Source organism: Flavobacterium araucananum, assembly GCF_002222055.1.
GTDB lineage: Bacteria > Bacteroidota > Bacteroidia > Flavobacteriales > Flavobacteriaceae > Flavobacterium > Flavobacterium araucananum.
Map to the genome: position 1 here is coordinate 1 of NZ_MUGS01000034.1, position 22,321 is coordinate 22,321.

General features: G+C 35.7%; 18 protein-coding genes. 9 read left to right on the plus strand and 9 right to left on the minus strand.

Annotation, left to right across the window (positions count from 1 at the left end):
• The first annotated feature begins 325 nt into the window (after positions 1-325).
• The 5 genes from B0A64_RS15725 (at position 326) to B0A64_RS15740 (ending at position 3,516) form a co-directional block, all read left to right on the plus strand.
• Positions 326-649 carry a carboxypeptidase-like regulatory domain-containing protein gene (locus tag B0A64_RS15725; RefSeq protein ID WP_089480456.1) on the plus strand — a complete coding sequence of 108 codons (324 nt, stop codon included), beginning with the start codon at positions 326-328 and terminating at the stop codon, positions 647-649.
• Positions 650-794: 145 nt separating this feature from the next.
• Positions 795-1,205 carry a hypothetical protein gene (locus B0A64_RS15730; protein WP_089480457.1) on the plus strand — a complete coding sequence of 137 codons (411 nt, stop codon included), beginning with the start codon at positions 795-797 and terminating at the stop codon, positions 1,203-1,205.
• A gap of 370 nt (positions 1,206-1,575) precedes the next feature.
• Positions 1,576-1,731 carry a hypothetical protein gene (locus B0A64_RS25215; protein ID WP_165769829.1) on the plus strand — a complete coding sequence of 52 codons (156 nt, stop codon included), beginning with the start codon at positions 1,576-1,578 and terminating at the stop codon, positions 1,729-1,731.
• Entirely contained in the window at positions 1,728-1,955 is a 228-nt protein-coding gene (locus B0A64_RS15735) for a hypothetical protein (RefSeq protein WP_089480458.1), read from the plus strand. The genes B0A64_RS25215 and B0A64_RS15735 overlap by 4 nt, the downstream gene beginning before the upstream one ends.
• Positions 1,956-2,298: 343 nt before the next feature.
• Complete coding sequence (locus tag B0A64_RS15740) at positions 2,299-3,516, plus strand: hypothetical protein (protein WP_089480459.1); 1,218 nt, start codon at positions 2,299-2,301, stop codon at positions 3,514-3,516.
• A 79-nt stretch (positions 3,517-3,595) separates the two neighbouring features.
• Here B0A64_RS15740 and B0A64_RS15745 read toward each other — a convergent pair whose 3' ends face one another.
• Positions 3,596-4,003, minus strand: coding sequence for a helix-turn-helix domain-containing protein (locus B0A64_RS15745; protein ID WP_089480460.1), 408 nt, complete (start codon positions 4,001-4,003; stop codon positions 3,596-3,598).
• 97 nt (positions 4,004-4,100) lie between these two features.
• Here B0A64_RS15745 and B0A64_RS24945 point away from each other — a divergent pair, with 97 nt between their 5' ends.
• A complete protein-coding gene (locus tag B0A64_RS24945; RefSeq protein ID WP_123875926.1) occupies positions 4,101-4,313 on the plus strand; it encodes a hypothetical protein in 213 nt (70 codons plus the stop codon).
• Positions 4,314-4,419: 106 nt separating this feature from the next.
• Positions 4,420-5,187 (plus strand): methyltransferase domain-containing protein, encoded by a 768-nt coding sequence (locus B0A64_RS15750; RefSeq protein ID WP_089480461.1) that lies wholly within the window; start codon positions 4,420-4,422, stop codon positions 5,185-5,187.
• Between the two features lie 531 nt (positions 5,188-5,718).
• Here the strand turns inward: B0A64_RS15750 and B0A64_RS15755 are convergent.
• The 6 genes from B0A64_RS15755 to B0A64_RS15780 all read right to left on the minus strand — a co-directional run bounded on the left by B0A64_RS15755 (position 5,719) and on the right by B0A64_RS15780 (position 11,634).
• Entirely contained in the window at positions 5,719-6,507 is a 789-nt protein-coding gene (locus B0A64_RS15755) for a helix-turn-helix domain-containing protein (RefSeq protein WP_089480462.1), read from the minus strand.
• 23 nt (positions 6,508-6,530) lie between these two features.
• Complete coding sequence (locus B0A64_RS15760) at positions 6,531-7,676, minus strand: MBL fold metallo-hydrolase (RefSeq protein WP_089480463.1); 1,146 nt, start codon at positions 7,674-7,676, stop codon at positions 6,531-6,533.
• Complete coding sequence (locus B0A64_RS15765; RefSeq protein ID WP_089480464.1) at positions 7,673-8,326, minus strand: Rossmann-fold NAD(P)-binding domain-containing protein; 654 nt, start codon at positions 8,324-8,326, stop codon at positions 7,673-7,675. The genes B0A64_RS15760 and B0A64_RS15765 overlap by 4 nt, the downstream gene beginning before the upstream one ends.
• A gap of 2 nt (positions 8,327-8,328) precedes the next feature.
• Positions 8,329-9,369 carry an SDR family oxidoreductase gene (locus B0A64_RS15770; RefSeq protein ID WP_089480465.1) on the minus strand — a complete coding sequence of 347 codons (1,041 nt, stop codon included), beginning with the start codon at positions 9,367-9,369 and terminating at the stop codon, positions 8,329-8,331.
• A 154-nt stretch (positions 9,370-9,523) separates the two neighbouring features.
• Positions 9,524-10,336: a helix-turn-helix domain-containing protein gene (locus B0A64_RS15775; protein WP_089480466.1), complete on the minus strand. Its 813-nt coding sequence runs from the start codon at positions 10,334-10,336 to the stop codon at positions 9,524-9,526.
• Between the two features lie 278 nt (positions 10,337-10,614).
• Positions 10,615-11,634, minus strand: coding sequence for an SDR family NAD(P)-dependent oxidoreductase (locus B0A64_RS15780; RefSeq protein ID WP_089480467.1), 1,020 nt, complete (start codon positions 11,632-11,634; stop codon positions 10,615-10,617).
• 323 nt (positions 11,635-11,957) lie between these two features.
• Between B0A64_RS15780 and B0A64_RS15785 the strand changes: the two genes are divergently transcribed.
• The gene (locus B0A64_RS15785; RefSeq protein WP_089480468.1) at positions 11,958-14,378 is read left to right on the plus strand and encodes a TonB-dependent receptor; all 2,421 of its coding nucleotides are present in this window, start codon (positions 11,958-11,960) and stop codon (positions 14,376-14,378) included.
• Positions 14,379-14,615: 237 nt separating this feature from the next.
• Positions 14,616-15,077, plus strand: coding sequence for a response regulator (locus B0A64_RS15790; protein WP_089480469.1), 462 nt, complete (start codon positions 14,616-14,618; stop codon positions 15,075-15,077).
• Positions 15,078-15,169: 92 nt separating this feature from the next.
• Here the strand turns inward: B0A64_RS15790 and B0A64_RS15795 are convergent, their stop codons facing one another.
• Together B0A64_RS15795 and B0A64_RS15800 are read right to left on the minus strand one after the other, a co-directional pair.
• Positions 15,170-16,012, minus strand: coding sequence for a porin family protein (locus B0A64_RS15795; RefSeq protein WP_089480470.1), 843 nt, complete (start codon positions 16,010-16,012; stop codon positions 15,170-15,172).
• Positions 16,013-16,061: 49 nt separating this feature from the next.
• A complete protein-coding gene (locus tag B0A64_RS15800; protein WP_089480471.1) occupies positions 16,062-22,313 on the minus strand; it encodes a T9SS type A sorting domain-containing protein in 6,252 nt (2,083 codons plus the stop codon).
• Between the last annotated feature and the right edge of the window lie 8 nt (positions 22,314-22,321).

Below are 22,321 nucleotides of genomic sequence, written 5' to 3' on the forward strand. Positions count from 1 at the left end.
TCTTTTTTCTTTGTTTGGTTCCTATCATTATCATTACTTCCTATTTTTTTTAATTTAAACAAAAAAGTAAGGAATAGCAAAATTTGGTCTTTTACTTCTTTTTATTTTTTACTAGGCATTATAACAATATATTTTGTTTTTGATAAAACTTTTGAATTTAAATATAATTCAGCTTATTTTTTATCAATATTTACACCTTATTATTTCATTTTGTCATATTATTTTATTGTCTGGAGAAAATCATTAAGACAAGAGTCTATATAATTTGCACCACTGCTGAATTTGATTTATTAAAATTAGTTTGGCTTACTAAAATAAAAATACTATGATAAATTTTAAATATTTTATTATTTTCTTTTTTTTTATCTCATGTAATAATTCAAGATATTACGGATATGTATATAATTTCGAAAAGAGAAAGCCTTTAGAAGGAGTAAAGGTTTATGATATGTGTAATAAAAAAGTAATTACTACAGATAAAAAAGGATATTTTGAAATTGATCATGCAAAAAATTGTTCAGGTACTTTAGTGTTTCAAAAGACATACTATAATAGTGATACTATTCGTTCAATTTCTATCCAAAGTGGAGAATCTATGATAGAAGTTTTTAAGGGGGATACTATCTATTTAAAGTTAATAAAGGATTAAATTTCAGGAAAATACGTAAAAATTGATACAAACTCCGCTCACGATCCAATAATACTTAAAATCGTTCTTTTCTTATTGTTGTCGCTACGAAGTCAGGAGACTTCGCAGAGCAGGGGCTAATGTGGCTAACTAAAATTAAGGTTTTATGAAAACTGTAAAAAAAACACTAATTCTTTTTTTTATTACATCTCTTATAATAATTCTATCTTTTTTTGGATTATTTTATTTTGGTAATTCCAAACCAAAAATTAATATTCCAAATGTAGATTATTGTCATGGTATAGTACTAGATGAAAAATTACAGCCAATTAAAAATGTAGAGGTTTGTGATATAAGTAGGCATCAAACCATTTCAACAAGTATAAGTGGCTACTTTAAATTAGAAATAGACTCTATTACGTCTCCGGAACCATTAATCTTTAATAAAAAAGGTTATCAAATAGACACAGTTAATGTTGTGGGTATAATGCCGAGAAGTGAAAATGTTTTTTATCGCTTTATGAATAAAAAACCTGACACTATCATTATGAAAAAGTTAAATTTGAGGAAACTCTAGCTCTTCAAAGTCTTCTAAATAAAAACTTAATTTGAAGTTATGCATTGTACGAAGTATTATTACTTACTTTCGGCTCACGATCCAATAATACTTAAAATCGTTCTTTTCTTATCGCTGTCGCTACGAAGTCAGGAGACTTCGCAGAGCAGGGTACTATTATTTAAAAACTTGGGAATATCAAAATTCTAATGATGAAGATAAAAAATTTCAAGAAACCTCTGCTCATGAATTTGGTCATGAAGTTTTACAAGCTTACGGAGGTACTGCATTTTCATGGCAGCATAAAGGCAGTTCATATTATTTTCCTCAAAATACAAAACCATTAAAAGGAAAAGAAACTGCTTGGGAATATATCACACATAGGGATAAAATGCCTGAGATATCAGGCGAAAATTATCCTGTTTCTGGAGAGGTAGATTTGATGAAGTATTATAATAATGATAGAATAAAAGATACATTAAAAACTATTGCATCAGAAAAAGATGTTTTAGGTTTGATATGGTTAACTAAAATTAAAATAAAATGAAAATATATTTATTGATAATTCTAGCACTAATGTATTCATCTTGTGTAAATGACACAAAGCGTAATGCTATAGAAGGTTTTGTCTATGATTCAAAAACCAAAAAACCAATTACAGACGTACAAGTGACTCAAAAATTAGATGGGAAGCGAGTTTTAGCAGGTACTACATCAAAAGTAGGGTATTTTAAGATAGATAAGATAACAGAACTAAAATTAGGTATGTAGACGCATAATCTTGCGAACTTATATTATTTAGAAAAAAAAGGATATTTGATAGATACATTAATGAGTCATGGAGGAGTAAATGATATTGATAAAAGAGATTCTGTTTTTATGAAACCAAGTAGAATTGACAGACGTAAAAATTGATCCAAACTCCGCTCACGATCCTATATTAAAATCGTTCTTTTCTTATCGTTGTCGCTCCGAAGTCAGGAGACTTCGCAGAGCAGGCGTACTACACGAAAATATTCGTGCTGTAGCGAGGATAAATAGAAACTATAGCTTGCAAACTAAAAATTAAAATTGTTTAAAATATTTTTTATTAATAAACACTTTAGACACTTATATGAAAAAAAAAATAATCAAATTAGGGCAACCAATTTTTCTTTGCTCACTGCTTCTTCTTATTCTTAATGACTGGTTGTTTAAGGTTTTGTTTCATAATTTTATTACCGGAAAGTTGTCTGACTTTGCTGGTTTGTTTGCTTTCCCTTTTTTTTGGAGTGCTTTATTTCCGAAGAAAATTAAGGAAATTCATTTATTTACTATTTTGTTTTTTGTCTTTTGGAAAAGCCCTTTTTCAGATGTCTTTGTAAATTTTATTGGAGCATTTAGAGTGGTTGATTTCTCTGATAATATAGCACTCATAAGTGTCTTTATTTCATTTCAACTATCAAAAAAAGAATATTTTATTCTAAAACTTAATCCCCTAATTTTGCAATTAATTATGTTGCTTTCCTGTTTCTCTTTTATTGCTACAACACAAAAAAGAGAGCCATGTGGCACAATTGAGTGTGATTTTTTGAACTTGTCTTTAATTAATGAAACAGATAAAAAGTTAGTGGTTTTGATTGACTTCAAATACTCTGAAAAAGAAATCTCACATTATAAAGAACAGCAGATTTTAGATAACATAAATGTTGGGCGGAAAGCCTTAGAAGAATGGCGTGGAGAGGGATCACATTCTTTCAAACCATCGGATTCAATTAAAATTATAAAAGTAATAAATGACAATTGGACTGCCCGCCAAAAAGCTAGTACTATAGCCCCTTTAATTCTTGATATTCATGCTTCTGCCAATGTATTATTGCCTTTATCTTTTTATGACAGTTTGATTGGATTTCCTGAAAGTTTCAAGATATCTATATTTGACAGTGATTTGAAACCGATCAAGGTGTATGACAAAAAAGCATTCTTTGTCAAAATAAACCAAAACACAACGACAAAATTAGATGAATATTCAAGATCAAATAATTTAAAACTACTTTTTGGAGAGATAAAAAGACCTTTTGTCATATCCAACTGTTATGGGAAGTGGGAATCAAAAGGAAATGGAAATTTTAGTAAAATAGAATTTAATTCACAGTTTTTTATCGATGACAAAACGGGAGATGTTTATAGGTGCGAAAACAAAAATGACACGATTTTGGTACATACTCCAAATCAGATTTATATTGGAATTCTTAAAAACCCAAAAGATAATGAAATTGTCATTTCTTGGGATACAAAAGAAGTTGTTACGTACAGAAAATCTTTAAACCCAACTTTTTTATCCAAGAAATGATTTGAGTTAAATAAAAAAGGCTGTTCAAAAATACATTTTGAACAGCCTTTTAGTCTTTTATTAAATAACAAAATAGGAATTATTTGTCTTTGAATAATTTTTCAAGTCTTACCATCATTTCCTCTTTTTCTTTCAGCATACGCTCGTATAATGCAATTTTCTCTTCGTGTAGTTTAACCAATTGATCAATTTGATTAATGGTAGAATTGTAAAATACAGATGCAGGTTGCTGACAATTGTCAAAAGTATTAGAAATAATATTTATTGCCTGCTCTTCATCAAAATTCTGAAAAGCTTCGACAGGAATTTTTAAAGCATGTGAGATTTGATCCAGTACATCATCTTCAATTATATCTTTTTGCTCCAGCATAGAAATTTTCTTCTGATTCCAGTCATTTCCCAGATCAAAAGCCAATGCTTCTTGTTTGATGCCAAGCATTTCTCTGAAGCGTTTTACATTTCTTCCCTGATGTATTTTCTGTTCCATAATAAATATCAATTTTCTAAAGGCTCAAAGATAAAGCCATTTGGATTAAAAATCCTGAATTTCAAAGATAAAAAAATATCACATAAAACACCCCCTTTTGTCAGATATTATATCTGCATTTAGAACAGATTATCCTTTTGAAAGAATGAAATTTTGCCCGCTGGAGAAGTCTCCGGCTTCGTACCAGTTCGAATGTTCTGTTTTTGTATTTACTTCTTATAAAAATGATTTCCCTAGCCCAGACAGCAGCGGCATCCTTTTATTTTTTTTCTTTAGAAAAATAAAAGATATACCGAATGGCTGGAAATAGCTCCTAATAAAACCCACAAGAATTTTGTATCTTAGTTTTTAGTAACCCAATTTTATCCTGATCAATGAATAGTTGCATCAAAATAAAATTTTTAAAATGACCACAAATGCCTTGGAATCCAGAAATCTACAATAAGTTTAAAAACATACGTTATCAGCCATTTTATGATTTGGCGGACTTTATCAAACCTGTGAGCGGAATGAAAGCGATTGATTTAGGTTGTGGTACGGGAGAACAGACGGCTATTTTAGCCGATAAATTTAGTGATGCTGATTTTTTGGGTGTTGATTCTTCGGTAGAAATGCTGGAACAATCCAAGTCTTTAGAAACTGACAATTTGCATTTTCGTAAAGCAACTACAGAAGAAACATTGAAGTCAGGCGAGAAATGGGATCTGATTTTTAGTAATGCAGCTTTGCAATGGTCAGATGATCATGAAACTTTGTTTACAGAGTTGGTAAAACTCGTTAACCCAAAAGGGCAATTTGCCATACAAATGCCTGTTCAGCCGGAGAATAAACTCAATGTAATTCTTACTGAATTGGTCGATGAAGAACCGTTTAAATCGTATTTGAAAGGTTATAAAAGGGATTCTCCTGTTTTGGGCATTGATGCTTATGCGCAAATTCTTTTTGATGGCGGATTGCAAGATCTTCAAATTCTGCAAAAAGTATATCCAATCATTGCAAATGATCATGAAACGCTTTATAATTTTATTTCGGGATCGGCTTTGATTCCGTATATCGAGCGTTTGGATGGCGATGAGAAAGCACTTTTTATTAATACTTATAAGAAGAGAATCGCACTGCATTTCCCAAAACTGCCGGCGATATATTCTTTTAAGAGGCTTTTGCTTTATGGCAGGAAAGGGTAAATAGTTATTTGCACTAATGATATTAAAATTAAATCTGCTCAATCTGCGAGAGAGAATATTTTAATCTCTATATATTTAAACACATAGAGACATAGTTTTTAGGATTGTTAAAAAGACGTTTTACTTTGAATATTACCGCATAGACTGTGCGTAAAGCTATGTGTAAAAATCTAGTTTTTTTTAACTATCTGAATCAGGAACGTAGAATCTATGTTTCTATGTGTTTAATTTTTTTTCTCGCAGATGTAGCAGATTGAGCAGATTTTTTAATCTATTTAATTCTTTTAATCTGTGGCTATATTAAACACATAACATAGCTTTTAAGATTGTTTAAAAAGGCATTTCACTTTCAATAACACCGCATAGCTTGGTCGCAAAGCTATGTGAGAAAATCTAGTTTTTTTAAACTATCTCAATCAGGAACGTAGAATCTATGTTTCTATGTGTTCAAAATTTTTTCTCGCAGATGTAGCAGATTGAGCAGATTTTTTTTAATCTATTTAATCCTTTTAATCTGTGGCTATTATTAAACTATTGTGGCAATAAAGTTGATGGCGTGATACCGTACTTTTTTTTGAAAGCAAAAGAAAAATGAGAGAGATCTTCGAAACCGAGATCGAGATAAATATCCGATGGTTTCTTTCCTTTTTTTTCGATCAGAAAATAGCCTTCCTGAAGCCTTCTTTGTATGAGCCAATGACTTGGTGTATCTGAAAAAATGGCGGCAAAATCACGTTTAAAACCAGATATACTGCGACCGGTAAGATATGCAAAACGTTCCATACTGATATTAAACTTATAGTTCCTGTTCATATAAGCTTTTAGGTCGATCTTTTCGGGCGGTGCAAAATCAAAGAGAATATCTGTTAATTCAGGATTTTCTTTGATGAGAATCAAAAGCAACTCTTCGCGTTTTATATTTGAAAAAGTATCATCGATTTCGCCTCCATCATTATAATACGGCATTAGCGACAGGATAAAGTTGGGGACCAGATCACTTTTTCTGATGTGTACAAATGATGCTTCGTTGGTATTATTTTGTGCAATAATTTTATGTTTGATGGCAAATTTTTCCAGAAATTGAGTATCAAGGATTACAACCACTTTTTCGAATTCTCCATTTTGTTTTTGCTTGTTGTATCGTGCCAGATGATTTTTGCGCACAATGCAGCATTCACCTTCTTTGAGATGGTATTTACTAATTCCGTCATAACCTTCGATAGTACCTTTTGCGAGGTACAAAAAGAAATGTTCAGCAATAAATTGTTCCGGAGATATTTCGGGACCAATATAGCAACTTTTAATTTCGGTATATCTCATATATTGCACTTAAGTATTCCGGTTTATTTAACGCTATTGATTGAACGGTCTTTCCACCATGGTTTAAAAACTTTATGATCATCAAAAATAACAATTTCTCCAATAACAGGGGTAATGAGCGGGATATGATATTTTGAATTGAGTCGGTTAAGTTCGTTTAGCGGTTCGTTCCAGGTATGTTTGGCAAGGGCAAATTTAGAATTATGAACCGGAACAATACTTTTGGCTTTTAGATCTTGTGCTGCCTGCAAAGTTTCTTCGGGCAACATGTGGATATAATGCCAGGCTTTATTGTATTGTCCGTTTTCCATAATAGCGACATCGATTGGTCCAAATTTTTTTCCGATTTCAGCAAAATGAGTATCATAACCACCATCACCACTATAAAATACTTTTATGGTTGGCGAATGAATTAAATAAGATGCCCATAATGACTGATTTTGTTTTAAACCGCGTCCTGATTTATGTCTTGCAGGAAGTGTGTGAATGGTAAAATCCTTTGCTACAGTGATCGAATCATTCCAGTCTTCTTCTATAATTTTATCTTTGGGATATCCCCAACGTTCAAAATGTGCTCCAACACCCAAGCCACAAATTACTTTTTTTACTTTGTCTTTAAGTGCCAAAACTGTTGGATAATCGAGGTGATCATAGTGATCGTGGGAAATGATTAAATAGTCAATTTGAGGTAAATCCTGTACGTGATAGGTATTTGTTCCGTCAAAAACTTTTACGGTATTTGGCAATGGCGAAGCATTATCACTAAAAATAGGATCGATTAAAATTTTCTTTCCATCAATTTGTAAAAGAGTAGACGAATGTCCAAACCAGACCAGAAGATTTTTATTTGCGGGTAAATGTTTTAGATCTGTTTTTACAGACAGAATTGTGCCTGAAGGTTCTGTAGGAACTGCTTTATCAAAAAACTGTTTTCGCAATACGCCCCAAAAAGTATAACCAGGAGCTAAAGTTGGCGTATAAATCCTATTTTGAAATTCGCCATTTTTATACTGTGCGGATTTCTGGATTCTTTGCTTACTTTTGCCAGATGGTAAACTTCCAAAGGTTGCTTTTTGCATATAAAGCCACGTACATAAACCAAGAACTAAGCCTGGAGTCAGAACAATTATCAGGGTACGTTTGATTATTTTCAGGATTCGTTTTTTCATTTTTGAGATGCTGCTTTTTTAATATCTACTGCTTCCAGTATTTTTTTAGGATATCCGGATTGTGCGACAAAAATCATGGCGCGTCCTATTTCTCTGGTGGTACAACCGGTATAAAACAGGCCAAAGATTGGGTAGAGTAGTGTGATGTATTTGTTGAATCCTTTCAGGTGAATTTGGGTCTTATCGGGTTTCATTAATCCGGGACGAAAATTGTATTGTCTGCTAAAAGATAATGCCTGCAATGCATTTTCGGTTTTTCCTTTTACACGTGCCCACATTACTTTTCCGTTTTCGGAGCTATCTGTATGAGATCCGGAAATAAAGTTGAAGGTAAGGTCTGAGTTTTGATTTAATACTACTTTGGCAAAATGCAAAGTTGTATCGTACGTAATTTGCGTGTATTGTGCTTCGTCCATGCCTACGCTACTAATACCGGCACAAAAGAAACAAGCATCATAACCTGAAAGTTTGGTATCATCGCTTTTTAACGATAAAAAATCCGGAACGAGATATTCTGTTAATTTAGGATGTGATTGACCACTTGCTTTTCTTCCCACATACAAAACAGATTCTATTTGATTATTATCCAGACATTCTATTAAAACTCCTTCGCCCACCATTCCGGTAGCGCCTGTTACAATTACTTTCATATTTATATTTTAAGAGATTTCCATTTTATTAAACTAATTACCGTTGCTATTACAGCTTCTTCATTGCTGCGGGGTTTCCAGCCTAATATTGTTTTTGCTTTTTCGTTGCTGGCGTTGCGATAAATTCCAACTAAGGGCAAGATTGCTTTTGCCTGATCGTTAAACAAAGCGGTTAAGCGTATTATAAAGGTAGGTAAAGATTTTGTAGATGCTTTGTGCGCTACATACGGCATTTTTTGCTTTAAAAGTTTAACAATTTCCAATAGCGACATTGTTCCGCCGGATAAGGCCAAAAAACGTTGTCCTTTTGCCGCCGGATTTTCCATTGCCAGAATGTGCAATTCGGCAACATCTCTTACATCAACAATTCCTAAACTAATATCGGGAATTGCTTTCATAGTACCATCGAGTATTTTTTTGAGCATTTCAAATCCACTTGATAAATCAGCGCTTAGCGACGGACCAAAAATCCCCATCGGATTGATAACTGAAAGTTCTAATGTTCCTGCTTCATTTTTCATAAAATCCCAGGCTGCTTGTTCTGCAAGCACTTTAGATTTATTGTAAATCGAGAGTCCTTTTTCATTAGGATTTGTCCAGCTATCTTCTGTAATAACCGTATTTTTATCTTTATGGCTGTATCCTACAGCGCCAAAGTTTGAGGTCATAACAACACGTTTTACTCCGGCTTCGCGGGCTGCTTTTAATATGCGCAATGTTCCGTCAACAGCAGGACGAATCATTTCGTCTTCGTTTTTTGGTATTCTTAAAAATATAGGCGAAGCAATATGCAGTACATAATGACAACCTATCATAGCTTCCAGCCAATTTTTGTTTGAAGTAAGATCTGCTTCGATAAAATCGATGGAACCAAAATCTGTAATTCCGCCATTTTTAAGCATTTCGAAAATCTTGTCTTTGCTTTTAATCGAACGCACGGTTGTGCGAACCTGATAACCACGATTTAATAATTGTAAAATACTATGTATTGCCACAAAACCGGTTCCGCCTGTTACCAATACTTTTTGATGGGTATGTATCATTAATTGCATTTTTATGGTACAAAGATCTTAAGAAATGCAATTGGGGACTTTGTTCAAAAGTCCAAAGTTGTTTTGTTGAGAGGTTCAGGATATTCAGGAGGGAGAGGGAATTAGATAATTAGAAAATCTAAAAATCTAAAAATCTAAAAACTATTCAATCAATATTGGTCAGATAAGTGGGGGTGTAACCAAATTGTTTTTTAAACGCGTAAGAAAAATGAGATAAGTTTTCGAAGCCAACTTCATAATAAATCTCGGTTGGTTTTTTCTTATTTTCAGCTAGTTGATAATGGGCTAATTCAAGTCTTTTTTTGGTCAGCCATTTTTGAGGGGTTGTATTAAAGAACTTTTTAAAATCCCTGTTAAAAGTAGATAAACTGCGTCCTGTTAGGTAGCCTAATTTTTCCATTGGCATATTGAACATAAAATTGCGTTGCATAAAATCGACTAAATCTATTTTGCCGGGTTCGTCAAAATTGGCCAAGATGGTATCAATTCCGCTGTCAATTTCTCGTAAAATAGTTATGGCTTCGATAATTTTTAAAGAAGCGAGGTTTTCCGGAAAATCTCCTTCGATATCGAAATAAGGAATTAGAGATGCCAGACAACTTTCGAGTAATGGATGATTTTTATAACTGATGATTTTTTGCTCAGAAGTTCGATTAGAATTTAAAGTAATGTTCTGATAAAATTGCTTCAGTCGATGGGTCGAAAGGTGCATAACTACTGTTTTATGAGGCAAACCATTTTTAGGAAAATTAATAATGGTGGCGAGTAAATTTCGTGGGATCAGAAAAATATCTCCTGCCATGAAAGTGTAAGTAGCATTGGCCTGAATGATTTTTGTTTCACCAGAAATGAACCAAATCAGCATGTGATCATCAAAAACTAAGTCTGATTTGAAGAATTTATCTTCGTAACAAGATAGTTTTATATCCTGCGTTAAGTATTTAGACACATGTTCCATTTTAGGGAAATTATTAGTTTTAACCACCAAAGTTGTCACTTTCAATCAATCAATCAAAGATAACAATCTCTGGTGGTATTTTATTTGAGCTTTGCGTGTTTATCTAAACACATAGAAACATAGTTTGTAAAGTCTAAATAGTCGTTTCATTTAAAATAAGCCACATAGCTTTATGTAAAAAAAATATGATTTTCTAGAAACTACTTTTTTTTAGATTAAAACCTATGTTTCTATGCGTTAAAAATAACCCCGGAATTTTATTTTTCGCTTTAAGCGAATTAAGAAATGTCAAACGTAATTCCGGTCATTCTTTCGCTTAAATCCCATAATCTTTGGGCATTATTATGATCTAAGGAGTAGGGTTGTACACCACGAATTGTCGACGGGTCATCGTATTTATGTTCGATGTTCCCCAGGTCTAATTGTGCTATGTCTGCGTCTTCGCAATAAACACCTCCAATATTATTGAGCATAGGGCTTGTGGCACACCAAAGGGTTGTTGCAGCTCCTTGTTCAATTGTTTTTAGCAATGCAGCAACTTCAGGTTTTAGGTTACCGTTCTGGTTGTGAGTTCCTATTTGTTTGAATAACTCTATAGGTTCTTCTCTTCCTAAATCAGTTCCCAGAACACTTCCCGGATGCAAGGAATAAGCCCTAACATTAAACTGTTTTGCACGATTGTCTAATTCTAAAGCAAACAAATTGCATGCTGTTTTAGATTGTCCGTAACCTTGTAAAGTATCATATTCGCGATAGAGAAAATTAGGATCATCAAAGTTAAAAGGTGCCATTTGATGTCCGTACGAAGAAACATTAAGAACCCTGGCTCCGTTTGCTTTTTTGAGAGCAGGGAACAACTTTGCGGTTAGCTCAAATTGCCCTAAATAATTGGTTACCAATTGCGATTCGTATCCGCGTTGATCTCTGCGTAAAGGAACCCACATAATTCCCGCATTATTAATTAGTAAATGCAAGGGTCTTTGTGCTGTCAAAAATTTTGTAGCAAATGCATCAATAGAATCCGGATTCATGAAGTCTAAAGGTTCTAATTCGACATTGGCAATCCCTTTTAGATTTTTTTCGGCTTTAGCCAGATCTCTTGCAGCAACAATCACTGTTGCTCCGGCATTCGAAAGTGTTTTAGTGGTTTCCAGACCAATCCCGGTATGACCGCCTGTTACAATTGCAATTTTTCCGTTAAGGTCGATGCCTTTTATTATTTCATCTGATGTTGATTTTGCATTAAATCCTGAATTTAAAGGTTTTTGCAAGGCTCCCTGATAATTATTTGTTTCCATTTTATAAAATGTTATTTGTTATGAGGGCAAAGTTATCGAGAGCTTAAAGATTCTATTTTGTTTAAAACGTCAATTTACTTTGTTTAAAACGTCAATTTGATAGAAAATAAAGTGTCATTAAAAAATTTTGATTTGAATCAGCATCATTATTTTTGGTTGTGCTGTTATTTCCGTAATAAAATTCTTAAGTCTTTGTTTTAGTGCTATTTTGAACTTTATCGAAATGAAAAAAATTTAAAAAAATTACATAATCAGGGTTGATATATAAGAAAAAATATTGTTCATTTGCGCTTCAATTTAGAATCAGTTTAAATAAGAATAACATGACAACAAAAATACCATTAACGGTCTCTTCTATAAGAAGTTCGAATAAAAAGAGCGTCAGTTTTGTGCCCAACTTCCTTTTCATCACACTGTTGAGTTTGTTACTGAGCGGAGGTTTTGTTAAGGCTCAAACGGCTTCAGGCGGACAAATAAGCGGAACTATTATTACCAATGACGGAAATGCAGGTCAGGGGGTTATCGTAAAATTAATCGAAATTAATAAAACGGCGGTGACGAATGTATCCGGTAATTATGAGTTTAAAAAGGTTCCTTTTGGTACCTATACTTTAGAGGTTACCATGTCTGGATATGCATCGTCTACAGAAACGGCCCAAATTACAGAACAAGTACCTTCTGCAACAATAGATATCAGGGTAAACTCCTCTGTTCAAAATCTTGAAGATGTCGTAATTCGTACGGGAGGAAATCGTTTTGCGAAGAAAGAAAGTATCGACGTGGCTAAAATGCCTCTTAAAAATATCGAAAATTCACAGGTTTATATTATCGTTAGCAAGGAATTAATGAAGGAACAGGTGGTAACGGATTATAACAGTGCTTTTAAGAATGTTCCGGGAGCTGGTATTGCCGAGGTAAGAAATCAAGGTCGTACGACTTCTATATCAAGAGGTTTCCCAACGCCACAAGTGGTTAGAAACGGTGTAGGAAGTTTTACGTATACCACTATCGATCCGTCGAATCTGGAGCGTATTGAGGTTATCAAAGGACCATCGGCTACACTTTTTGGGAGTACTTTGTCTTCTTTTGGCGGATTGTTTAATCGTGTGACCAAAAAACCTTTTGATACCTTCAAGGGTGAGATATCGTACTCTGCAGCCAATTGGGATTTAAATAGATTAACGGCTGATATAAACACGCCTATTAACGAAGATAAAACGGCTTTGCTAAGGATTAATACGGCTTTGCACAGCGAAAGAAGTTTTCAGGATGCAGGATTCAACAGAAATTTTTCTTTTGCTCCAAGTTTTTCTTATCAGATAAATGATCGTTTAACTCTTTTAATTGATGCAGAATTTAGTCAATACAAAGCGACTTCGCCAACGAGACTTGCTCCGTTTGTGGTAAAAGGAACAGAAAGCAGCATCGAAGATCTTGATATTCCTTATAAATTATCTTTTGCTAATAATACGATCAATTATACGAGCCAGCAATATAATATATTTGCTCAGTTAAAATATAAAATGTCTGAGCAATGGACGTCTCAAACGGTGTTGTCAAGAACGAGATCTTCATCTGATGGTTATGTGGTAGCTTTACAAATGATGTCTCCTACTACAATAAGACAACAGGTTACGTACCAGGAATCTCCTTTTTACGGAACTGATATTCAACAAAACTTTATTGGTGTTTTTAAAATTGGTAAACTTAAAAACAGGGTTGTAGCCGGTTTCGATTTTTATAGTTTGCGTGCTACCCGTAACGATGCAATCGTAAATATGCCTGCAATGAATTATAAAAAGCCCGGTGACGCTTACAATAATTTTAATTTGGATAAAGTGGCTCCAATGTTTGCTGATCCGAAGTTAAAATTCAACAATTTTGTATCGAATAATGAAAATACATACAGCGCTTATGTTTCTGATGTTTTGAATGTTACAGACAGATTATTGGCAATGGGAGGGATTCGTGTCGATAAATATGAAAACAAAGGAACGTATTATCCAAGCAAAGATTCGATTGCAGGAAACTACAATCAAACGGCTTTTTCGCCAAAATTTGGATTGGTATATCAAATTGTAAAAGATAAAGTTTCTGTTTTTGGAAATTATATGAATGGTTTTAGCAATGTTTCGGGTTCTGATTTTAATGGAAATACGTTTAAACCAAACCAGGCAAATCAGGTAGAAGGTGGTTTTAAATTTGATCTGAACAAAATATCGGCTACGCTTAGCTATTATGATATAAGTGTAACAGATATTACGCGTGATGATCCTGACCACGCAAACTTTTCTATTCAGGACGGAACTCAGGTGAGCAAAGGTTTTGAGGCAGAGTTGATTGCAAACCCCATTTCTGGTTTAAATATCGTGGCGGGTTATACCTACAATGATAGTAAATACGAAAAAAGCAATGCAAGTGTTCAGGGGCTGCGTCCAACAACAGCGGGATCTCCAAGAACGGCAAACTTATGGGCAAGTTATAGAATTGTAAGAGGTGCTGCCCAAGGTCTGGGATTTGGTTTTGGAGGTATTTATGGTAGCGAATATTACCAGACTAATACCACTACTTTCAAATTTTCTATTCCGTCCTATACCGTTTTAGATGCTTCACTTTTTTACGATCAGCCAAGGTACAGGATTGGACTTAAAGTAGATAACTTAACAAACGAAAAATATTGGTCGTACAGGCTTGCGGCTCAAAATCCAACTCGTGTAACAGCAAATGTGACGTTTAAATTCTAATTTAAAAGTATCACAACGCATAATTTACAGCTCCAAATTCGTTTGATTTTGGAGCTGTTTTTATTTTAAATAATTAGCGGATATTTTTCCTTACTGCAACTTTACTTTAAGTGAAAATTATATAATTAGAAAATAATATTTTGTAAGTTATTTTTGCCTTATTTTTAAAATATTTACATAGTGTTTTGTGCGCTTAATTTGAGTTCAAAACAGATAAGAATTTTAAACTTATTGACTATGAATAAAAAAGGACCCATTGTAGTGATAGAAAATAAACAGGAAGACCGTAAAATATTTATTGAGGTTTTTACTGCACTCAACTACGCAAACCCTATTTTATATTTTAATACCGCCGAGACTGCCTGTAATTATATGCTGCGCCATCAAATTAAGCCTTTTTTGGTTTTTTCTGATATTGTTTTACTCAATGTAATGAACTATAAAGTTATGGAAACGAATCCTGACAATGGTGTAGGAACGATGTTCAATTGTCCGTACTTGTTTTTTACGACTCTTTTTGAACAAAGTTTTGTTATTGATCCTTATTCTTTACCTACGCACAGTTATTTTGTAAAACCGTATGATTATGAGAAATTTAAAGATGTTATAAAAACGATTATTGAATATTGGAGCAAATCAAAATCATTGGCTCAATACAATAAAAAGGAGATAAAGCAGCGTGTTAAAAATAAATATTGATCTAAAAAAAAATCCATTCGCCGCAGCGAATGGATTTTTTAGTTTGCTTAATAATACCCTTTTAGGTATGATAAGAGCATTAAATTTAGATCTTATCTAATGGCATATCTAAGTTTAAGTCCGTAAGAAACCAGTCTGATATCATTTGAAGAGCTTAGCACGCTGTTGTATTGCAACTGTACAGGCAATTGAGGATTATACTGAACCAGGTTTTTGTTTCCTTTGTTGTCATAGACATTGTTTAATCCGTAATCAAAATAAATTCCGATATAAATAGCACTTCTTTCTCCAAATTTTTGTTTTAAACCTGTTTCAAAAGTAGCCGAGTAAGAGACATCAGTTTTTAGATCTTGTTTGCTTGTTTTTAGATCATTTGTACTTGCAAAACCGGCAAATGCAGGGCTAAATAACTCGGCATTGTATTGCGGAAAATAACCACTTGTTGTTAGGTTTTGTGCGGTAGTTTCGTAAGTTCCGTTTGTTGCAAAACCTATTTTAGCGCCCGCAGCAACATACAATTTTGTAGTTCCCGGAGTTTCAAATTGAATACCAATTGGAATATTTACGTATCCTAATTTTTGTTTCTCTCTTAAATCTGTTGCTTTATATCTAAACTGAAACGCTTCATTTTCAGAATCAATGGCGTTATATTGTCCACTAATAGACTGATATTTTACGTCAGAATTGTACGTTTGATACTCGACACCAATCCCAATACTTAAACCTTCGTTTAGGTAGTACGAATATCGAAGTCCGGCACTTATGCCATTTCCGGGTACTAACTCACCAGATGTAGATTTTAGAAATGAAAATGGTCCTGCAACAGCTATCGATAACTCTTGTTTTTTGTCCTGAGCGTAGCTCTTTAGGCCAGATCCTAAAAGTACCGTAACAATAGCTATTGATGCTATATAGCTTCGTATATATTTTTTCATCTTTTTTGTTTTTAATGCCAGTGCTATCCTAAAATAGCACTGACAGATTTTATTTATTTACAATTACTTTTAGTGTTTTCTTGATGTTTGGAGTTTCAATAACTACAACATACATAGTACCGTCAGCATCAGGTAACTGAATTTCAGTTTTTACCGAAGATGATTTCAACGTTTTTACCAATTGACCAGAAACAGAATAAAGGCTTATTTGCATGTTTTCTAATTCTTCTGAAGGAAAATCAGTTTCTACAGTAATAACTTTTCCTGTTTGAATTGGGTTAGGATAAAGTTTTGCCGATAACGTTTTTTGTGTCGTGATTTTGGTAGTACAAGTGCTTAGTACTTTACCGTCTTTGGTAGTCATTTTTACACTGTAATCAGCAGAAGCATCTAGTGTATTACTCACTGCTTCTCCGGCTGAATAGTATTGACCTGTTCCTACTACCTGCCCGTTTTTAAACCATTGGTACGAAACAAATTCATAACCTCCATTGGTTTGCGGGTTGTTGTTTACAATAAGTACATTGTTGAATTTTTGATGTACAATATCATAGAATCCAAAAGGTTTTTCTACAACGATAGTATAATTTGCTGTTGCAGATCCGTCTTGAGAAGTAACAGATACATTTTGTGTATAAATTCCCGCTTTAGGTGGTGTGATCGTAAAATTTGCCGAAGGTGTAATAATCGCACTAGTCTCGTTTAGAATAGAAACGTTTACGTTACTTTCTCCACATGCCATTACGTATTTGATCTCTTTAGCAGGATTTGGGTACACTTTAGTACCAATTGTTATTTTGGTAACACTTACGTCGTTGTTTTTGATGACAAGTACTTGCGATACATCTGTTGCTGGCAAATAATTAGAATCACCATCCTGATGTGCTACAATTAATAAATCACCTGATCTTAACAAATTAACCAAACCAGCTGCTGTAACGCTGGCAGGTGGCAATGCCGATGTGTAAGTGAATGAATAACGAATTGCTAAACCTGAATTTGATGTAGCTTCCAGATTAAAGCTGCTTACCGCTCCAAGTATTTTTGCAGGTATTGGTGCAAAAGTTATTTGTTGCGCTGCTTTATTAATAGTAAGTTCAGCTGTTAGTGTTATTGGAGAACAATTTGCAGAACTTGCAGATGGAGATACTACTGCTGTAACCGTATAGGTTCCAACATTAATGGCACCGTTTGTCGTGCTGCCTGCTGGTGTAATAGAATAGGCTACAGTAGCTCCTGCAGGAAGATTTGCAACTTGTAAGGCTTGCGTGTTTCCAGTATAAGAAACGGCTGTATCAGTAAAAGTTACCAGATCCAAAGGGGATGCTAAAACATGAAGTGTCTGATTTTGAGAAGATGTATTTCCATTACCATCATCATAATTCCACACAATCACATAAGTGCCTTCAGTCGTATAATTTAAAGGGCTGGTTGTTGTAGCATTTACAATTCCGGCACAAACATCAGTCGCTGTTGGTATAGCAATTTCGGCAGATAAAATAGCACAATAATTTGTGATATCAGGCAAATTGGTTACATCAGGAACCGGTGCAGTTACATCCGGACTTGTCAGGATTGTTATTGGTTGTGTAAAACTACATCCGTTATTATCCGTAATGGTTACACTATAGTTTCCTGCGGTTAATCCTGTTGCAGTTGCAGCAGTACCACCAGCTGGCGACCATACATAATTGTAAACTCCTGTACCACCGGTAACAGCAACAGTTGCTTGTCCGTCATTTCCTCCGGCGCACGTTACGTTAGTTTGGGTAAAAGTAGCACTAAGCGCTGTAGGCTCAGTAATTGTAATAGCTTGTACTATCGTGCAACTATTGGCATCTGTAGCAGTTACCGTATAAGTTCCTGCGGCTAATCCTGATGCTGTAGCAGCAGATCCTCCTGTAGGCGACCATGAATAGGTATAAGCACCTGTTCCTCCGGTTACATTAATAGAGGCAGAACCATTGGTACCTCCATTACAACTTACGTTTGTTACTGCGGTAGAAGCAGCAAGAGCAGTAGGCTCTGTCAAAGTAAAACTTTGTGTGATCTGACATAAATTGGTGTCCGTTATGGTTACCGTATACGTACCTGCGCTTAAACCTGTAGCTGTAGCTGCGGTTCCGCCAGATGGAGCCCATGAATAGGTATAAACTCCCGTTCCTCCGGTTACATTTACAGTTGCAGATCCGTTAGTACCACTATTACAAGCTATATTAGTTTGTGATGGAGTTACTGCCAGAGGAGCTGGTTGTGTAATCGCAAAAGGTATAACTGTCGAACAACCGTTAGACGAAGTTATAGTTACCGTATAGTTACCTGCCGTAAGATTAGAAGCAGTATCAGTATTACCTCCGGTAGGTGCCCATACATAAGTAAAAGGTCCCGGAGCTCCTGACGGAACTACTGTAGCAGAACCTGTAGCAGAACCATTACATAAAACATTGACCTGAGATTTTACAGCAACTAAAGTATTGGTTGTGTTAATGGTAAAATTTTTAGTAATCGTACAACCATTACCATCGGTAATCAAGGCACTGTAGTTTCCTGCGGCTAATCCTGTTACAATTTGTGTTGTAGCACCATTTGACCATGAATAAGTATAAGGAAGTGTTCCGCCACTAGGATTAACAGCTGCCTGACCTCCTGTAACACAAGTTGCATCTATTTTGCTTGTTGAAGCTACTAAAATTGCAGGTTCTGTAATATTAAATCCTTGTGTAAAAGTACATCCGTTATTATCAGTAACCAGACAGGTATAACTTCCTGCGGCTAATCCTGTTGCTGTAGCAGCAGTACCACCAGCAGGCGACCATAGATATGTGTAACCCGGAGTTCCACCAGTAGCCACTACTGTAGCTGTTCCTGTTGCTCCGCCATTGCACAATACATTTGTTTGCGATGGTGATACAAATAAAGAAGCAGGTTGATTTATAGTAACGTTTACTGTATATGTACAGGTATTTGCATCCTGAACCGTAACGGTATAGCTTCCTGCGGTTAATCCTGAAGCAGTAGGAGCATTACCTCCAGACGGAGACCATGTATAAGTATATGGTGCTGTAGCGCCAGTTGCAGTTACAGTTGCACTACCATTACTGCCTCCGTTACAAGAAACGTCTGTTTTTGCTATCGTTCCGGAGAAAGCGGCAGGTGTGCTTATGGTTATATTTTTAATCAGTGTACAACCTTTGCTGTCTGTAATCGTACAGGTATAATTTCCTGCTGGTCTGCCGGAAATTGCTGAAGCTGTTCCGCCAAGTGGAGCCCATGCATAAGTATATCCAGGTGTACCTCCAGATACGGTTACACTTGCACTACCATTTGATCCTCCAAAACAACTAACACCTGTTGATGCAGTAGTTGCAGAAAGAATTGCTGCCGGCTGTGTAATTGTAAAATTTCTAGTCGTTTGACATGCGTTTGCATCTGTAATGGTTACCGTATAATTTCCGGCTAATAAATCTGTAGCTGTAGCAGCTGTACCTCCGGATGGAGCCCATGAATAGGTATAAGTACCAGTTCCGCCCGTTACATTTACTGTAGCAGCTCCGGTGGCTTCGCCACGACAATTTACATTTGTTACTGTACCAGCTGTAGCAACTAGTGCAGATGGTTGCGTTAATGTAAAGTTTCTTGTTGTCTGACAGTTATTATTATCTATAATCGTAACAGTATAATTTCCTGCGGTTAATCCTGTTGCAGTAGCAGCAGTACCACCAGATGGTGACCATGAATAGGTATAAGGTGCTGTTGCTCCGGTTACTACCACACTGGCAGATCCCGTAGCAGCTCCGTTACAAATTAAATCAGTTTGTGAAGTTGTTACATTAAAAGGTGCAGGTTGTGAGATTGTAAACGCCTGAGTCGTTTGACACGCGTTTGCATCTGTAACCGTTACGGTGTAAGTTCCGGGTGTTAACCCTGAAGCTGTAGCACCAACACCACCAGATGGTGACCATGAATAACTGTATGCAGGAGTTCCTCCCGTAACAAGAACAGTTGCAGATCCATTAGAACCTCCGTTACAACTTACGTTATTTACTGTTCCCTGAGAAGCTGCCAATAGTAAAGGCTGAGTGATGGTAAAACTTTGTGTAATCTGACAAGAATTAGCATCAGTAATCGTTACGCTATATGTTCCCGGTAACAGGTTATTGATAAAATTTGTTGTAGCACCTGTATTCCAAACATAGGTATAAGCGCCGGTTCCTCCTGTTGGTGTAACCGTTGCAGCTCCGTTAGTTCCTCCAAAACAGCTTACATTAATTTGTGATGGAGTAGGATTAATAAATGCCGGTTGTCCTACTATAATATTATTTATAGGTCTGGTACATGAATTAGCATCTGTAATAGTTACACTATAAGTTCCCGCTGCCAGTCCTGTAGCACTAGCGGTAGTAGCACCATTAGACCATAAGTAAGTGTATCCTGATGTACCTCCTGAAGGTACAACTGTAGCGGTACCATTAGAACCTCCAAAACAAGAAACAGCTGTAGTAGAAGCAGATCCGTTAAGAGGCGCAGCCGGTTGTCCAACTATAATGTTGTTTATGGTTCGTGTGCATGAATTAGCATCTGTTATAGTAACACTGTAAGTTCCTGCCTGTAAATTTGTAGCTGTAGCAGTTGTAGCTCCATTAGACCATAAATAAGTATATCCCGGTGTACCTCCGGAAGCCGCAATAGTAGCACTACCATTACCTCCTCCAAAACAAGAAACGGCTGTACTGGTAGGAATTCCGTTAAGAATTGCAGCCGGTTGCCCTACTATAATGCTGTTTATTGTTCGTGTACAAGAATTAGCATCAGTAATAGTTACACTATAACTTCCTGCAAGAAGTCCGGTTGCAGTAGCAGTAGTAGCACCATTAGACCATAAATAAGTATATCCCGGAGTACCTCCGGAAGGTGCAATACTAGCAATACCATTAGAACCTCCAAAACAGGAAACATTTGTAACACCAGGAGTTCCGTTAAGGATCGCTGCTGGTTCTGCAATAGTAACTGTATGTGTTTTAGAACAAAGAATATTATCTGTAACAGTTACAGTATAAGTTCCTGCCCCAAGTCCGCTTGCTGTTGCTGCGGTACCTCCTGACGGAGACCATGAATAGGTGTAGGGCGCGATACCTCCTGTAACAGTAAGTGTTGCAGATCCGTTACTACCGCCTTTACAACTCACACTTGTTTGAGCAGATGTGCTAATAATCATATCAGGAACTGTAAGTGTTGCCTGATTAGAAGTTACAGAACCTGCTCCGGAAGCAACACAACGATACAAATATCCGCTCATTGCAGCTGTAACAGTTGTAACTGTCAATGTAGCTGTTGTTACATTAGAATAAGGTGCAACATTGGTTAGGTTTGTAAAACCACTTCCGGTATTTACCTGCCATTGATAAGCTGTAGCATCACTGGCTGTAATAGGGAAAGTAGTACTGCCACCTACACACAATGTTCTGTTTGGCGGATTTGCTGTAATTGTAGGGGCTACTCCTAAAAACGGCGCACCAGATGGCATCGTTTGCGCTGTAGTCGAAAGTGTCCAGTTTGCCTGATTCATTACAGCAGCTCTAATACCGGCAGCGTTCGTAAACGGAGCTCCGGTACCATTATATTTTGAAGATTGCGATAAAGTATTACCGGCTAATGTTCCTGTATAAAATGCATTTGTACCTCCTGTAAGACCCGGAGGCATCACAGATGAGTTTGGTCCAATGGTACAACCGCTGGCAACAGTATCCCAGGTTGCAGTAGATGTACTTGCATTACACATAAAATAGGTAATTCCGGATAAGAGTGTTACACCACTACCACTAACAGAGCCAGAGCCCCCTTGAAAAGCGATGACCTGATCTCCAACATTTGATAAAGATAATCCGTAAAGAAAAGTTCCTTCTGAAACGCTTACTGTACCATTTGCTGTTAGTGTGCTGGTAGATGGGTTATAAGTAGAAGCTGCAAGCCCCTTTATAAGTATCTCTGTTCCCATTGCGATTGTTGTTCCCGAAGTCCAGGTAACAGATCCTTCTGTACCACCAGTAGCTTGCCAGCCGGCACCGTTATAACCACGGTCAGAAAAACTGATTACCGTACCGGCAGAAATATTGGTCAGTAATACAAACGAATAACTGTCGGCAGCTGTAGGACTTGGGGTTGCGGTGGCATCATAGCCCGTAAAAATAAGATCTCCAACTCCTAATGTCGTTTGCGAATTCGCTAAGTAACTTTGCAAAAATATCCCTAGAAATAAGGCGATATTCAGAAAGTTTTTAATTTGTGAGTAAAAATGTTTCATAATAAATT

Bases quoted from the DNA above. Each gene is read 5' to 3' on its own strand.
- B0A64_RS15765 (WP_089480464.1), bottom strand. From the start codon at position 8,326: ATGAAAGTAATTGTAACAGGCGCTACCGGAATGGTGGGCGAAGGAGTT.
- B0A64_RS15755 (WP_089480462.1), bottom strand. From the start codon at position 6,507: ATGAGATATACCGAAATTAAAAGTTGCTATATTGGTCCCGAAATATCT.
- B0A64_RS15760 (WP_089480463.1), bottom strand. From the start codon at position 7,676: ATGAAAAAACGAATCCTGAAAATAATCAAACGTACCCTGATAATTGTT.
- B0A64_RS15780 (WP_089480467.1), bottom strand. From the start codon at position 11,634: ATGGAAACAAATAATTATCAGGGAGCCTTGCAAAAACCTTTAAATTCA.
- B0A64_RS15735 (WP_089480458.1), top strand. From the start codon at position 1,728: ATGAAAATATATTTATTGATAATTCTAGCACTAATGTATTCATCTTGT.
- B0A64_RS15730 (WP_089480457.1), top strand. From the start codon at position 795: ATGAAAACTGTAAAAAAAACACTAATTCTTTTTTTTATTACATCTCTT.
- B0A64_RS25215 (WP_165769829.1), top strand. From the start codon at position 1,576: ATGCCTGAGATATCAGGCGAAAATTATCCTGTTTCTGGAGAGGTAGAT.
- B0A64_RS15800 (WP_089480471.1), bottom strand. From the start codon at position 22,313: ATGAAACATTTTTACTCACAAATTAAAAACTTTCTGAATATCGCCTTA.
- B0A64_RS15740 (WP_089480459.1), top strand. From the start codon at position 2,299: ATGAAAAAAAAAATAATCAAATTAGGGCAACCAATTTTTCTTTGCTCA.
- B0A64_RS15795 (WP_089480470.1), bottom strand. From the start codon at position 16,012: ATGAAAAAATATATACGAAGCTATATAGCATCAATAGCTATTGTTACG.
- B0A64_RS15770 (WP_089480465.1), bottom strand. From the start codon at position 9,369: ATGATACATACCCATCAAAAAGTATTGGTAACAGGCGGAACCGGTTTT.
- B0A64_RS15750 (WP_089480461.1), top strand. From the start codon at position 4,420: ATGCCTTGGAATCCAGAAATCTACAATAAGTTTAAAAACATACGTTAT.
- B0A64_RS15785 (WP_089480468.1), top strand. From the start codon at position 11,958: ATGACAACAAAAATACCATTAACGGTCTCTTCTATAAGAAGTTCGAAT.
- B0A64_RS15775 (WP_089480466.1), bottom strand. From the start codon at position 10,336: ATGGAACATGTGTCTAAATACTTAACGCAGGATATAAAACTATCTTGT.
- B0A64_RS15745 (WP_089480460.1), bottom strand. From the start codon at position 4,003: ATGGAACAGAAAATACATCAGGGAAGAAATGTAAAACGCTTCAGAGAA.
- B0A64_RS15790 (WP_089480469.1), top strand. From the start codon at position 14,616: ATGAATAAAAAAGGACCCATTGTAGTGATAGAAAATAAACAGGAAGAC.
- B0A64_RS15725 (WP_089480456.1), top strand. From the start codon at position 326: ATGATAAATTTTAAATATTTTATTATTTTCTTTTTTTTTATCTCATGT.